The organism is Streptomyces sp. NPDC059743 (genome assembly GCF_042732975.1).
Taxonomy (GTDB): domain Bacteria; phylum Actinomycetota; class Actinomycetes; order Streptomycetales; family Streptomycetaceae; genus Streptomyces.
Genome location: NZ_JBHWGS010000004.1, coordinates 405,051 through 418,391 on the forward strand (window position 1 = coordinate 405,051; position 13,341 = coordinate 418,391).

Annotated in this window: 12 protein-coding genes; 9 read left to right on the plus strand and 3 right to left on the minus strand. The window is 69.1% G+C overall.

Features of this window, described 5'->3' with window-relative positions:
- The first annotated feature begins 87 nt into the window (after window positions 1–87).
- The 6 genes from ACFV6H_RS10045 to ACFV6H_RS10070 all read left to right on the plus strand — a co-directional run bounded on the left by ACFV6H_RS10045 (window position 88) and on the right by ACFV6H_RS10070 (window position 6,433).
- Complete coding sequence (locus ACFV6H_RS10045; protein ID WP_385540276.1) at window positions 88–1,317, plus strand: helix-turn-helix domain-containing protein; 1,230 nt, start codon at window positions 88–90, stop codon at window positions 1,315–1,317.
- Between the two features lie 93 nt (window positions 1,318–1,410).
- Window positions 1,411–2,166 carry a DUF6415 family natural product biosynthesis protein gene (locus ACFV6H_RS10050; RefSeq protein ID WP_385540278.1) on the plus strand — a complete coding sequence of 252 codons (756 nt, stop codon included), beginning with the start codon at window positions 1,411–1,413 and terminating at the stop codon, window positions 2,164–2,166.
- A gap of 146 nt (window positions 2,167–2,312) precedes the next feature.
- The gene (locus ACFV6H_RS10055; RefSeq protein WP_385540280.1) at window positions 2,313–3,176 is read left to right on the plus strand and encodes a radical SAM protein; all 864 of its coding nucleotides are present in this window, start codon (window positions 2,313–2,315) and stop codon (window positions 3,174–3,176) included.
- 24 nt (window positions 3,177–3,200) lie between these two features.
- The gene (locus tag ACFV6H_RS10060) at window positions 3,201–4,337 is read left to right on the plus strand and encodes a methyltransferase domain-containing protein (RefSeq protein WP_385540282.1); all 1,137 of its coding nucleotides are present in this window, start codon (window positions 3,201–3,203) and stop codon (window positions 4,335–4,337) included.
- Window positions 4,338–4,474: 137 nt separating this feature from the next.
- Window positions 4,475–4,762: a hypothetical protein gene (locus ACFV6H_RS10065; protein WP_384777756.1), complete on the plus strand. Its 288-nt coding sequence runs from the start codon at window positions 4,475–4,477 to the stop codon at window positions 4,760–4,762.
- A gap of 417 nt (window positions 4,763–5,179) precedes the next feature.
- Window positions 5,180–6,433 (plus strand): exo-beta-N-acetylmuramidase NamZ domain-containing protein, encoded by a 1,254-nt coding sequence (locus ACFV6H_RS10070; RefSeq protein ID WP_385540284.1) that lies wholly within the window; start codon window positions 5,180–5,182, stop codon window positions 6,431–6,433.
- Between the two features lie 89 nt (window positions 6,434–6,522).
- On the opposite strand, the gene ACFV6H_RS10075 is transcribed toward ACFV6H_RS10070, so the two are convergent.
- Entirely contained in the window at window positions 6,523–9,363 is a 2,841-nt protein-coding gene (locus ACFV6H_RS10075) for a penicillin acylase family protein (protein ID WP_385540286.1), read from the minus strand.
- 273 nt (window positions 9,364–9,636) lie between these two features.
- Here ACFV6H_RS10075 and ACFV6H_RS10080 point away from each other — a divergent pair, with 273 nt between their 5' ends.
- The gene (locus ACFV6H_RS10080; RefSeq protein ID WP_093595773.1) at window positions 9,637–10,248 is read left to right on the plus strand and encodes a hypothetical protein; all 612 of its coding nucleotides are present in this window, start codon (window positions 9,637–9,639) and stop codon (window positions 10,246–10,248) included.
- 91 nt (window positions 10,249–10,339) lie between these two features.
- On the opposite strand, the gene soxR is transcribed toward ACFV6H_RS10080, so the two are convergent.
- Window positions 10,340–10,888 carry a redox-sensitive transcriptional activator SoxR gene (gene soxR / locus ACFV6H_RS10085; protein ID WP_385540289.1) on the minus strand — a complete coding sequence of 183 codons (549 nt, stop codon included), beginning with the start codon at window positions 10,886–10,888 and terminating at the stop codon, window positions 10,340–10,342.
- Window positions 10,889–11,061: 173 nt separating this feature from the next.
- Between soxR and ACFV6H_RS10090 the strand changes: the two genes are divergently transcribed.
- On the plus strand, window positions 11,062–11,523 hold the full coding sequence (locus tag ACFV6H_RS10090) for a MaoC family dehydratase (RefSeq protein WP_384777769.1): 462 nt from the start codon (window positions 11,062–11,064) through the stop codon (window positions 11,521–11,523).
- Between the two features lie 54 nt (window positions 11,524–11,577).
- On the opposite strand, the gene ACFV6H_RS10095 is transcribed toward ACFV6H_RS10090, so the two are convergent.
- A complete protein-coding gene (locus ACFV6H_RS10095; RefSeq protein ID WP_385540291.1) occupies window positions 11,578–12,204 on the minus strand; it encodes a TetR/AcrR family transcriptional regulator in 627 nt (208 codons plus the stop codon).
- Between the two features lie 147 nt (window positions 12,205–12,351).
- On the opposite strand from ACFV6H_RS10095, the gene ACFV6H_RS10100 reads away from it, so the two are divergent.
- Window positions 12,352–13,338 (plus strand): DMT family transporter, encoded by a 987-nt coding sequence (locus ACFV6H_RS10100; protein WP_385540293.1) that lies wholly within the window; start codon window positions 12,352–12,354, stop codon window positions 13,336–13,338.
- The last annotated feature ends 3 nt before the right edge of the window (window positions 13,339–13,341 follow it).

A 13,341-nucleotide genomic window follows, 5' to 3' on the forward strand; every position in this document is an offset into this window, starting at 1 on the left:
CGGTCACAGATCCGTAAGGCCCATCCCGGTAGCCCCGTCGTCTGACGCGGGTACATTTCCCAGTGGACGCTAGGAATGGAGACCAGTATGCCCCACTACAGCGACATCCAGGGGAGCGCAGACAGCAACGGACAGAGGCTGTCTCGCCTACGCATGCGCCGCCGCTGGACTCAACAACGACTCGCTACCGAAACCGGATACTCCCTCTCCGCAGTGAAAGCCTTTGAACAGGGACGCCGTTCCCTTGACCGCCCCGCAGTCATCCTCACCCTCTGCCGCGCTCTCGACTGCCACCCCACCGAAATCACGGGCGGCCCCGTAATTCCCCCGACGAGCGACCACGACGGCCAAGAAGCCGTTGCGGGCGTGGCCGCAGTACGCCGCGCGATCCTCCGCCACGGCCGGCCCGCCCGTCCAACCGAGCAGGAGGTCCGAGAGGTTGACCTTCACGACCTTTGCAAGCGGACGAACGAGGCCAACCGTCAAAGGGCCTCCGCTTCGTTCACGAAGGCCAGCCGGACCCTGCCCGCGCTACTCCGTGACCTCCAAGTGGCCGCCGAGGTCAGCGAGGGAGACGATCGCCGTACAGCGTTCGGTCTGCTTACCTCCGCCTACGAATGTGCAATGCAGTACCTCTACAAACTCGGTCACGTCAGTGACGCGACCCTCGCCACCGAGCGCGTGATGTGGTCTGCCCAGGAGACAGGCGACCCGCTTCGCATCCTGGCCGCCAACTGGTACGACGCTGGAGAGTTCCTGTCGATTGGCGAGCACGACGAGGCTGGCGCCATCATTGACGGCGCGCTGTCCAGCATCAGCGCCATCAGGGGGCCAGGGCCTGCGGCCGTGTCGTTGAAGGGGGCATTCGAGCTGAAGGCGTCGCTGAACTACGCTCGCGCGGCAGACGGCAAGTCCGCAGAGCAGTACTGGAAGCGCGCAGGCGAGACCGCAGAGCAACTTGGCGAGGACCGGAACGACTTTCAGTTGCAGTTCGGGCCAACAAACTTCGCTATCTGGGGTGTCTCTCTTCCAGTCGAAATGGGCAAGGGACGCCTGGCGGTAGAGCGCGCGGAAAAGGTCAAGCTCCCCGAGCAGTACTCGCCCGAGCGGCGGTCGCATCACTTCATCGACGTGGGCCGTGCCCACTTCTACAACGGACAGCGGGAGGAAGCTCTCGGCGCGTTCCTCACTGCGGAACGCCTGGCTCCGCAGGCGACCCGGATGCATGCTGGGGTGCGGGAGACCGTCGGCACGATGATCCGCACCCAGAAGCGCGGCCAACTGGCGGAGTTCGGCACCCGGTTGGGGGTGGTCTGACGGAAAGGGGCTACATTCTGTAGCCCAAGCGTCACCCCTCGGTCCGTAGCGTCAGTGGCAGAGATCACAGACTCAATGGACTGAGGGGGCATTATGCCCGAATCGATCGAACGACGGCCGTGTGGACGCGCCACGAACGCTGACTTTCCGCTCGACTTCGCCACGATGGTGGAGACCGCGCGACGAGTGATCGACTGGGACGGCCGGGTGCCGGCCAAGGATCTAGAGACGGCCACGCACCAGATGCGCGGCTTCCTCGGTCTGCTCATTCCGGCTGCGGAGGAGCGTCTTGGGCGCTTTGCCCCCGTGGGTATCGAGGAGGCCCGCCGACGCCTGGCCGCCGGCCCCGGGCTGCTCGGCCCTGTCCGTCACGCGCGCTGTCTGGCCCGGTCCGTTCTCTCCCTGTGCGCTCACCTCGGCCAGGGCGACGAGGAGCGGAGTACGGCGGCTGAGTCTCCCGAGCCGTGGACGCCGCCGACCGGGACGACGGTCGAGATGGTGCCCGTTGGGCGTTACTGGGACGCCGTCCGGGTGCGGTCCTATATCGGCGAGCGTGTGATCGAGCGCATGGGCGCGGACAGCGGTGCGGTCATCGAGGACTGGCACGGCCAGGTCCTGTACTGGCTGATTCCTCTCGGTGCCGCCGACGCCTGGGATCTGCCGTTGTCGGCAGTCGTGCCGCTGAGCGTCGCCACCTTCCTCTCGGTGCCGCCCGTGAGCTACACGGGAGAGGAGAAGCGGCTGCGCTGGATCGTGCCGCTGACCGCCACGCGCTACCTGACGGATCCCGTGCTGCTGCACGACACGCTCACCGCGGAGATCCTCGCGGCGGCCAGCAGCACCTCATGAACTCCGTACCGGCCACCCCTATCGGCGGGGACGGTCCGGCCGGTACGGACAACTGCCCTGGTCGTCATGAGCGGCTGCTCTTCGACGGCCAGAGCAGGCACGACAAGCAGTCAAGTTCTCTCACCCATCCCGAGAGGAAAGCGATCATGACAATGCTCGTTGAACTGCCCAGCCGAAAGACCGTCCCGCTCGACATACTGGAGCTGGAAGTCACCGGGGGGTGTCAGCTCACGTGCACGCACTGCCTGTCCTCGTCCAGCCCTCAGGGGACGCACGGGGCGATGACCCCGGCCGACTGGGAGTCGGTCGTGACGGAAGCTGCGGCGCTCGGCATCCCGACAGTGCAGCTCATCGGTGGCGAGCCCACGATGTACCCGCAGTGGATCCCGCTCACCCAACTCGCCCTGACGCTCGGCCTCAAGGTCGAGATCTACAGCAACCTGTTTCACGTGCGCCCGCAGTGGTGGGACGTGTTCAGCCAGGACGGGGTGTCGCTCGGGACGAGCTACTACAGCGACCGAGCTGAGAAGCACGACAAGATCACCGGCAGGCCCGGGAGCTATCACCGGACCCGCTTCAATATCCAGCACGCGGTCTCGCTCGGTATTCCGATCCGGGCCGGCATCGTGGACGTGCTCGATGGGCAGCGCGTCTCGGAGGCGCGCGCCGAGCTGCTGGAGATGGGGGTGACGCGGATCAACACCGACCGGGCGCGTGCCGTGGGCAGGGCCTCGATCCCGGGGCAGTCTCCGACCCTGGACGAGATGTGCGGCCGGTGCACCCGAGGCCGCGCGGCCGTACTCCCGAACGGTGACCTCGCGGGTTGCGTCCTGTCCCGCAACTTTCCCGCCGGCAACGTCCGGGAACAGAGGCTGGCGGACCTGCTCAGCGGGCCCGCGTGGGCGGATCTCTCGGCGAGGATCCCGCTCCCGGCCCGCGGGGCGTGCGGGCCGGACGACTCCGATGCTTGCGACCCCTCCAACAACGCGTGCGACCCCACCGACGACTAGCCAGACCGACAAGGAAGAGTGCACATGGACTGGGAGCAGAGGGCCTTACGGCTCGCCGACGAGGTGACCGATCCCGTCTCGCGGTGGCGCGAATCCATCGCCAGCACGGCCCGGCATGAACTGGTGCCGCGCTGGTGGGAACGGCACGACGGAGACACATGGATCCTCCGGGACGGGCCGTCGGACATCGAACATTGGATGCGCAGGGCCTACAGCGATAGGTCGGTGATCACCCGGGTGGGGACAGCCCACGCAGACCACGGCGAGCTGGGTGACCTCACGGAGGGACGGCCGACGTCGTCTGCCACGCATCCGGGACTGGTCGTACGGATGCTGCGCCACGGACGCCTGGCGGAAGGCATGGATCTGCTGGACGTCGGCACCGGCGCCGGCGGGCTGACCGCGTACGCGAGTCGCCGACTCGGCGACCAGCATGTGACTAGCGTCGACGTCGACCCGTACCTCTGCGACGTGGCGCGGGACCGCCTGGCGGCCATGGGCCTGCATCCGCAGATCCACACCCTGGACGCCACTGCCACCAAGCTCCCTGAGACGTACGACCGGATCATCGCCACAGTCTCCGTACGGCCAGTGCCCGCGTCGTGGCTCGCCGCTCTGCGGCCGGGCGGCCGACTGGTCACGACCATCGCGAATACGAGCCTGATCCTCACCGCCTGGAAGACGGAGGACGGTGGAGCGACAGGCCAGTTCGAGCGCGACTGGGCCGGATTCATGACCTCGCGCCGCGGCGAGGACTACGAGCCGGGCCTGACCAAGCTGTTCGATGTGGCGCGCGACCTCGACGGAGACGAGGCGTCGACCGGCCGGTATCCGGTGGTGGACGTGGAGAATGCCTGGGAGCTGCGCAGCATGCTCGAAGTCCTCGTACCCGGCGTGGAGTTGGACTACGAGCAGCAGGGCCGGAGGCGCATCGCGTACCTCGTCCACGCGGACGGCTCATGGGCACGCGCTGCGGCCGACCGTCTGGATCCGCCCACGGTGCACCAGGGCGGCCCCCGCCGACTGTGGGACGAACTGGAACGCATCCGCAACCGGCAGTCCGCGGAGGGCGGTCTGTCGCTGTACGGCAGTCCGGTCAGGGTCACGCCGGACGGTGTGTGCCACCTGTCCCGCGGAAGGTGGACGGCCACCATCGCATGAACGGCCAGGACGGGGACGGTCCTCCGCCACCCCATTGGCACGGCTACGCCTGGAACGGACGCCGATGCCGCCCCGGAAGCGACCCGTACCTCCGCCCCCGGCCGGCGGATACGGAGCCGCCGAGCATCGAGGTCCAGTTGGCGCGGTTCGCTGAGACCGCCGCTGTGCTCACCACACACCACACGGTTGATGAGGCGTGTGCCTGGCTGGAGGCCACACTCCAGGGGTACCCGCGGGCCGCCAGGACCCCGCTGCCGACGGATGTACTCGCCCAGGCGCGGGCGCAGCTCGAACGCGGCGGGGAAGTGGACTGGTTCTACTACTCCATCGACGGCCGGTACGTGGAACGCACACTCGATATCTGCCCCCGTCCCGGCGCCGAGACGGTGCGGTGGCCGTACAGCGGGTGTCCCCAGCCTTCATAGCGGGGCCAGCACGGCGGCAGGTATCAACCCATGGCGACTGAATCGGGTTAAGGGTCGCGCCTATGAACGCCTCTCCCCGGCTGGTGGTCCGGAAGCCCTGGCCGGGGGAGGTCTGCAAAACCCCGGCGCGGCGGCCGACACCGGAAGTTCCGGACGCCGCGCCGGGTCCATTCTGAATCAGGCTCTCCCGCTCGAGAGCAGGTAAGGCCCCGTCGCGGGAGGTCTCGAAGCCCTCCGCGTCGGGGCCTTCGGCATGCTATGGCTGCCCTCGCCGGGGCCAACCGTGCGTCTACGCAGGCGTCCGTCAAACAGGGGGTCATCTACATATTCGACAAGCCGCGGGCTTCGTTCCGTATGGCACTCACGCGCGCTAGCGTGCGTGAGCATGACAGACGACCCGATCACGGAGGTAGCGGAATGAGCCTGTCCAGACGGGGTTTGCTGGCCGCCGGCGGCGCGGTGGGAGCCGCCGGAGCGCTCGCCGCGGGTGCCTCGCACGCCGCCGCGCACTCCGGGAGCGCGCCCGCGGTGCGTACGGGCTTCGACCGGCTGGCCGCCGACGGCTACCGGCTGCTGTCGGGCCGGAGTATCGGCCTTGTCACCAACCCGACCGGGATCACCCGCGACGTACGCCATGTGGTGGATGTGATGCACGGCGACGACCGGGTGGATCTGGCCGCCGTCTTCGGCCCGGAGCACGGCTTCCGGGGGACGGCCCAGGCCGGTGGCTCCGAGGGCCGCCACGACGACCCGGCCACCGGGCTGCCCGTCTACGACACGTACCTCAAGAGCGGTCAGGCTCTCGCGGACATCTTCACCGAGTCCGGAGTGGACACCGTCGTCTTCGACATCCAGGACGCGGGCGCCCGCTTCTACACCTATATCTGGACGCTCTACGACTGTATGGAGGCGGCGGCCCTCGCGGGCAAGCGCTTCGTCGTACTGGACCGGCCCAATCCGGTCACCGGGCGGGCGGCGCTCGGGCCCGTTCTCCAGCGGGAGTTCGCGACCTTCGTGGGACGCGAGCCGATCTCTCAGGCGCACGGAATGACGGTCGCCGAGCTGGCGCTGCTCTTCAACGGTGAGTTCCTGGCGGAGCCCGTGGAGCTGACGACGGTGACCATGTCGGGCTGGCGCCGCGCGGACTTCTTCGACGCGACCGGACTGCCCTGGGTGCCGCCGAGCCCCAATATGCCGACACCGGACACGGCGCTGGTGTACGCGGGCACCTGTCTGTTCGAAGGGACGAATCTGTCCGAGGGACGCGGTACGACCAGGCCGTTCGAGCTGCTCGGCGCCGAGGGCATCGACCGGACCTGGGCCGAGGCGGCCAACGCGCTGGAGCTGCCCGGAGTGCGCTTCCGCGAGGCGTACTTCGCGCCGACCTTCTCCAAGTTCCAGGGCAAGACGATCGGCGGAGTGCAGCTCCATGTCCATGACCGGACGTCGTTCGATCCGGTACGCACCGGGATCGCGCTGCTGGTGACGGCGAAGCGGTCCTGGAGCGGATTCGCCTGGCGCCCGGACAACTGGATCGACAAACTGACCGGCTCGGCACAGGTCCGGACACTGATCGACGCGGGCGCCGACACGGACGAGGTGGTGGACGCCTGGCAGAGCGAGCTGGCCGCGTTCCGCAGGGTACGGCGCGGCTATCTGCTCTACCGCTGAGCACCGGGCGCCGGGCCGGACCGGGCCGGACCGTACGTATCCGTCACGGTCCGGCCCGGTCCCTGGATCAATCCGCCGGCATCACTCCGTCAGCGGTGCGACGGGAACTCCACCACCTGCTGGTAGGTCGGCCTGTTCTGCCAGTTGACCGTGGGATGGGTGATACCGCCCAGCGCCCGGTGGATGATCGCGTCCGTGCACCACTGGTTCCCGGCCGAGCAGTTCTCGTCGCCGGGATAGACCGTGTTGGCGGGCGCCGCCACCGCTGCCTTCAAGGTGGTGAGCAGCGTGTCCCGGCAGGCGCTCAGCCCACCGCCGCCGCAGTAGGTGGTCGCCGTCGGGGCCTGGACCGGATCGCCGAGCACCTGCCTGAGGTCCTTGTCGACATATCCCCACCAGCCGTACTGGAACGCCGAGCCGCTGTGCGCGCCCGTCGGACCGTGGCTCGACGCCGGTGACTCGTCGATCGGGAGCGAGGCGGTGAGCGCCTGGTAGAGCCCGTCGCCGAGCGCGGGCCTGAACTGCGCCTCGACCAGCCGTGGCCACCAGGCGTCCATGATCCGTACGGCGGCGGAGTGGCCGTAGGTGTGCGAGCCGGGCGCGGTCTCCTTGCGCTGAGCGCCGGCCGCGCGCCAGGTCTCCAACTGCTGTACGGCGGTGTTCAGCGCCGGATCGGTGACGGGCGCCGAGCGCACCACCCGGAGCAGTTCGGGCAGCACCTGCTCACCGCGCAGATCGGTCACGGCGGCCTCGGCCATCGCCCGGGTCAGGGAGGCACGGGTGACTCCGCCCTGCGCGACCAGCCTCTTGACGCGGCCGTCGAGCAGATCGCCGCGGTGCACCGCGCCGAAGCCGAATCCGGCCGTGTCGTACTCCCTGGCCTGCCGGTTGTTCCAGGAGATGTAGTAGTCCTGGCCGGCCGACTGCGGATGCTCGGCGAAGGGCGTGTACGCGGCGGTGTTGTGCACCGGGTCGTAGCTCTGCCACTCGTACGCCTGCTCGGCCCGCACGGGCAGCGCGGCATCGACACCGGCCGCCCGCACCGGATTCATCCCGCTGTTGAAGTAGGCGGCGGTACGGGAGTCCGCGTAGAACCAGTTGAAGGCGTAGTCGATGTTCGAGGCCGCCCGCTGGAAGGACGCGGCGTCCTTGGTGTACGAGGGATCGTTGAGCATCTGGAAGCCGATGATCGAGTCGGCCTCGTGCCGGTAGGTGGTGCGCAGCGAGGTGTACGCGACGGGCTTGCCGCCGATGGTCGCGCGATGGGTGACCGTGCCGTACTCGGTGCGCCGGACCTGGAGCCGGTAGGAGCCCGCGGCGGTGGAGTCCGCGACGCTCGGCTTCCAGGAGTTGACGCGCTCCAGCTTCTCCATCGGTGTGCAGACCGAGCGGAAAAGATAATGAGCGGACGCCTTGGTGGGAGCCGATCCGTCGGGCTCGCACAGCTCGACGGCATAGGTGTCGGTGATGTCCTGGCCCGAGGAGGTGGCGCTCCAGGCGTAGTCCTGGCCACGGCCCATCTGGACATACATGCCGACTCCGGCGAAGGAGACGCCTCGGGCGCTGATACCGGGGCCCTGGAGTTCCTGAAGCATCATGAGCTGTGGCGCGAAATAGCCGGTCTGCGGACCGAAGACGGCCACGGGATTTCCGCTCGCGGTGTGCTCGCCGGAGACCAGCAGGGCGTTGGACATCCCGCGCTTCGCGGAGAGCGAGCCTTGCGGGATCACACCGTTGTCGAAGATCCCTTGGGCGGGCTTCAGCCGCTCGGGAGCGCGGACCGGCGCCCTGGTGCCGGTGCCCGCCGAGCCCGTCCTGTCGTACACGAGCTGCTCGGCCTGGACGGAGCCCGCGTCGGGCAGGGCCGTGCCTCGTGGCTGCGCGGGCCTGCGCGCGTACGGGAAGGCGGTGCCGTCATGGATGGTGAGCACGGCCTCGGGATCGTCGCGCTGGCGGAAGGACTCCCAGACCCGGGTGCCCTCGACGACGCCGTACTTCTGCTGTGCGGCCAGCAGCGAGAGAGCGGCCTGCACCTCGCCGCCGCCTCCGCCGCCGAACTGACCGCCGACGACGGACGCGATGGAGATCAGGTCCGTGATCTTGAAGGGCTGGATCTCGCCCACGTTGGTGATCGAGTCGATCTTGCCGGTGAGAACGTACTCACCGGGGAAGTACCGCCCGTCCTTGGACTGCTGGCGATAGGCGTTGATGCCGTCGACATACGCCTGCGCGTCGGCCATGGCCAGCTCGCCGCGCTCGCCCTCGGTGGTTCTGATCCGCTCGATCTGGGCCTCGTACTCGGCTTCGGTGTACGGGGCCGAGGGCCAGAACTGCTGCTCCAGGCCCTGGTTGGCGAGCGCGCCGCCGGCGAAGGAGGTCAGCTCGCCACGGCCGATGTGCCGGAAGAGATCCATCATCCAGAGCCGGTCCTGGCCCGCGGCGTAGCCGGCGCCGAACTCGGTGCCGTAGCGGGTGGTGCCCTTGATGTGCGGTACGCCGGTGCGCTTGTCGCGCGTGATCGTGACATCCGGGCGCGGAGTGGTGACGGACTCGACCTGGTCGGCGGGAACACCGAAGGAGGCGTCGTTGAAGAAGTCGTTGAGCTTCGCGTCGGTGAGCCCGCTCTGGCCCGCCACCAGCGCGTCGTACCGGCCGAGTTGGTCGGAGCTGTGCGCCGGGCGGGTGCCGAACACCTGGTGGAGGAGGATATCGGCGAGGGTGGCGTTGCCGTTCTGTCCTGGCGGCAGGATGTCGTCGCACTGGCTCTGGCAGTGGTCGGCGACGGGATCCGCGGCGAGTGCGGACGCGGAGGCGAGTGCAGGGGCGCGGGCCGGCTCGGCGGAGGCCCGCGCCTGCGGGATCAGCAGAGCCGCGCCCAGCGCGAACACCGCGGCGGTGGCGGGCAAGAGTCTTCCGGTGCGTCGTCGCATGGATGCTCCTCAGGGAGGCCGGTGCGCCGGAGGTTAGCGACGGTATGACCGCTGAGTAAGATGAACATCAGTCACCTTTTCCGGATCCCCACATCGGCCCTCCCGCGGACCGCCCCCGGATCACCGCTGGATCGCCTTTACATCACCTCCGATTTAGGCTCGAAATCGACCGGGATGTCCCGGATATTGAGGCGATCCGGAATTCGATGGAGCCAAACGGGGCAGGCGTACGTCCATTCCTCAACGCCGAAGTAGCGACGGAGGTGGCATGCGATGGCCGGATTCCGGAGTCTTGCGAGACAGGTGCGCGATCCGCGGTGCGATCTGGCCTTGCGACGGTACTCACTGCGCAAGTGCCTGGAGCGGTTTGCCCCTTATGGGCACCGGGCGACCTGGGATCATCTGTGCGCACGGCACAGCATCGAACCCGAGGACAGGTCACCCGATCCGGTGCGGCTGATGGCCGCGCTGGATGAACTGGAGGAGGCGCGGGCCGTCTGGCTCGCGTACGAGGGAGAGTTCGCGGAGCGGCGCAAGCGCGAGAAGCACGACGGGCTGAGGCGGCCCGGGAGCTTCGACGACTGGCACCGGCGGACCTGGGGCGGCAACGGTGTGGCCCGCTGCGACGATCCGGCGGTCCATCCGTCCGAGTCGCTGGCCGAGGTGCTGCGCCGGCTGATCTCGGGCCTGGAGTCGGAGCCCGGCACGGCCTGTCCTGTCTGTGCGGAGAACGGCATCGTCTGGCGGCCCGATCTGTCCGACGAGCCGTGGTCGGGGCCGGTCTGCCGGGGCTGCGGCATTGTCGTACCGCAGCCGGTCCTGACGGCCGAGGCGCTGGACCGGGCGAAGCGGATACGGCTCAAGGAACTCGCCTCGGTGGCATGAGAACCGCGGGGGCGGGCTCCGAGACGGTACGCCCCCGCTCGGTCCTCGGCTCCTCTATGGCCCTGTTTCCGGCTCGGTCGGGCAGCTCGTGTCAGCAGCAGGCGTCGACATCGGCGTCCGAGGCGGTGTCCGTGGTGTCCGGGGCAGTGGTGTCCGTGGCAGCGGCTTTACGTTCCTTGGGGATCCGGCGCTCGGGCAGCAGACGCGAGCCCGCCATCCGGTCGCCGAAGACATCGTCCGGATTGGACAGGACGCAGGTCTCCAGCGAGAGACAGCCGCAGCCGATGCAGTCCGTGAGATGGTCACGGAGCCTGCCGAGCTGCTTGATGCGCTCGTCCAGCTCCGAGCGCCAGGCCCGTGAGAGCCGGGCCCAGTCGTCACGGTTCGGTGTGCGCTCCTCCGGGAGCTCGGCGAGGGCGTCCCTGATCGTGGCGAGCGGAATGCCCACGCGCTGGGCGGCGCGTACGAAGGCGACACGGCGCAGCGTGTCACGGCTGTAGCGGCGTTGGTTGCCGCTCGTCCTGCGGCTGCTGATCAGTCCTTTGGACTCGTAGAAGTGGAGCGCCGACACCGCGGCGCCACTGCGCGCGGAGAGCTGTCCGACGGTCAGCTCATGGATCTTCTCGGGAATCTGTGGCACCTCTCGAAGCGTACTGTCCGCGCCTGATGTCCGCGGCCCGGTGTCCGCGTCGGAAGCACCCGGTGTCCGCGTTGACAGAAGCAACCGGGCCCAGCAAGCTGAGCAAGCGCTTGGACAGGATGAGCCGCCCGGACAGGCCGCGGAACGGGCTTCGAGAGGCAGGGAACAGGGACATGGCTGAGCCGAGGATCTTCACCTCCGCCGAGGAGCTGCGCGCCGGGGTCGGCGAGCCGCTCGGTCACAGCGACTGGCTGGAGATCGACCAGAAGCGGATCGATCTCTTCGCCGAGGCCACCGGTGACCATCAGTGGATCCATGTGGATCCGGAGCGGGCGGCGGCCGGTCCGTTCGGTACGACGATCGCGCACGGCTATCTGACGCTGTCGCTGCTGCCTCTGTTCGTACCGCAGATCGTCCGGGTCGAGAACGTCACGATGGGCATCAACTACGGGACCAACAAGGTCCGTTTCCCTTCGCCCGTGCCCGTCGGCTCACGGCTGCGCGCGTCGGCCGTCATCACGGAGGCCGTGGAGGCGGGCGGCGGTGTGCAGATCACCACTCTGGTCACGGTCGAGCGCGAGGGCGGCGAGAAGCCGGCCTGTGTGGCGGAGGCCGTCTCCCGTTACTACTTCTGATCACCACTTCCGACCGGTCACTGCTTCTGACCGGCTACGGCCTCCGAGTGGCTGCTACTTCTGGGCCGAGACCATACGCAGCACGAGGTCGGCGTAGAGCGCGCCGACCTCGTCGGGCGTGCGGCGGCCCGCCGCGTTGAACCAGCGCGCCACATCGATACAGAGCGACAGCACCGCGAGCGTGGTGCCCGGCACATCCGGTACGTCGAACTCTCCGTCCCGTACACCGTCGCCCAGGATGCGCCGTACGGCCGCGTCGCTGCGCCGCCGCAGTCCGACGATCTCCGTACGGTGCTCGGGCGCCAGTGCGTCCAGCTCGTACTGCACGACCCGCGCCGTGGTGTGCCGCTCCGCGTGCCAGCGGACGAAGGAGCGTACGGCCTCGGCCAGCCGGTCCGCCGCCGTGCCGCCGCCGTCGGCCGCGGCCGTCAGGATCTCCAGCGCCTTGTCGTGCCCGATCCTGCTGATCCGGTGGAGCAGCTCTTCCTTGGTCTTGTAGTGGATGTAGAGCGCCGCCGGGCTCATCCCGGCGCGGCCCGCGATATCGCGGGTGGTGGTGGCGTGGTATCCGCGCTCGGCGAATGCCTCGACGGCGGCGACCAGCAGCCTTCTGGCCGCCTCCGGCTCGACCTCACCCCACGGAGCGCTCTCGCCGTCCGCCGTCTGTTCCGCCGTACGCATCGCTCACACCTTCCACTTCCACTCGGCCTCGGCCTGCCGTTCGGCCGTCCACTCGGCAGGACGAACACCATACCCCGAGCTGAGCAAGCGCTTAGAGCCGCGCATATTGCGGTGAGGGCCGAAGCGTCGCGCGCGTACCTTCCCCGTATGACGCACTCGCACACAGACCGTCCGACGCCTCCGGCGCAGACGTCCTCCTCGCAAGCCCCGGACTCCGGCTCCGCCCGCCCCTCCCCCGCGACCTGGCTGCCGCTCGCCGCCGCCGCTGTCACGGTCGTGCTCTGGGCCTCGGCCTTTGTCTCGATCCGCAGCGCGGGCGCCGCCTACTCGCCCGGAGCGCTGGCCCTCGGCCGGCTGCTCTTCGGCGCGCTCGTCCTCGGTACGGTCTGTCTCGTACGGCGCGAGGGCCTGCCGCCGCGAGCGGCCTGGCCCGGTATCGCCGTCTCGGGTGTGCTCTGGTTCGGGCTCTACATGGTGGCGCTCAACTGGGGCGAGCAGGAGGTCGACGCGGGCACCGCCGCGATGATCGTGAACATAGGCCCGGTCCTCATGGCGCTGCTGGGCGTCCGGCTGCTCGGCGAGACGCTGCCGCCGCGGCTGGTGGCGGGCATGGGGGTGTCGTTCGCGGGCGCGGTGGCCGTGGGGCTCTCGATGTCGGGCGAGGGCCGTGCCTCGGTGCTCGGCGTGCTGCTGTGTCTGCTGGCGGCGGTGGCGTACGCCTCCGGCGTGGTGGCGCAGAAGCCGTCGCTGGCGCGGGCGAGCGCGCTCCAGGCGACGACCTTCGGCTGTCTGGTGGGCGCGGTGGCCTGTCTGCCGTTCGCGGGACAGCTCGTCCACGAGGCCGGGAGCGCGCCGCTGTCGGCCACGCTCAACATGGTCTATCTGGGCGTGTTCCCGACCGCGCTGGCGTTCACGACCTGGGCGTACGCACTGGCCCGTACGACGGCCGGGCGGATGGGCGCGACGACCTACGCGGTTCCGGCGCTGGTCGTGCTGATGTCCTGGCTGTTCCTGGACGAGGTCCCGGGCCTGTTCACACTCGCGGGCGGCGCGCTGTGCCTCGCCGGAGTGGCGGTGTCCCGCTCCCGACCGCGCCGCCGTACCGCCGTCGCGCCGCTCAAGGAGGAGAGCTGACAG

Coding starts and splice junctions, on each gene's coding strand:
- ACFV6H_RS10045 (WP_385540276.1), top strand. CDS start 88: ATGCCCCACTACAGCGACATCCAGGGGAGCGCAGACAGCAACGGACAG.
- ACFV6H_RS10050 (WP_385540278.1), top strand. CDS start 1,411: ATGCCCGAATCGATCGAACGACGGCCGTGTGGACGCGCCACGAACGCT.
- ACFV6H_RS10055 (WP_385540280.1), top strand. CDS start 2,313: ATGACAATGCTCGTTGAACTGCCCAGCCGAAAGACCGTCCCGCTCGAC.
- ACFV6H_RS10060 (WP_385540282.1), top strand. CDS start 3,201: ATGGACTGGGAGCAGAGGGCCTTACGGCTCGCCGACGAGGTGACCGAT.
- ACFV6H_RS10070 (WP_385540284.1), top strand. CDS start 5,180: ATGAGCCTGTCCAGACGGGGTTTGCTGGCCGCCGGCGGCGCGGTGGGA.
- ACFV6H_RS10075 (WP_385540286.1), bottom strand. CDS start 9,363: ATGCGACGACGCACCGGAAGACTCTTGCCCGCCACCGCCGCGGTGTTC.
- ACFV6H_RS10080 (WP_093595773.1), top strand. CDS start 9,637: ATGGCCGGATTCCGGAGTCTTGCGAGACAGGTGCGCGATCCGCGGTGC.
- ACFV6H_RS10090 (WP_384777769.1), top strand. CDS start 11,062: ATGGCTGAGCCGAGGATCTTCACCTCCGCCGAGGAGCTGCGCGCCGGG.
- ACFV6H_RS10095 (WP_385540291.1), bottom strand. CDS start 12,204: ATGCGTACGGCGGAACAGACGGCGGACGGCGAGAGCGCTCCGTGGGGT.
- ACFV6H_RS10100 (WP_385540293.1), top strand. CDS start 12,352: ATGACGCACTCGCACACAGACCGTCCGACGCCTCCGGCGCAGACGTCC.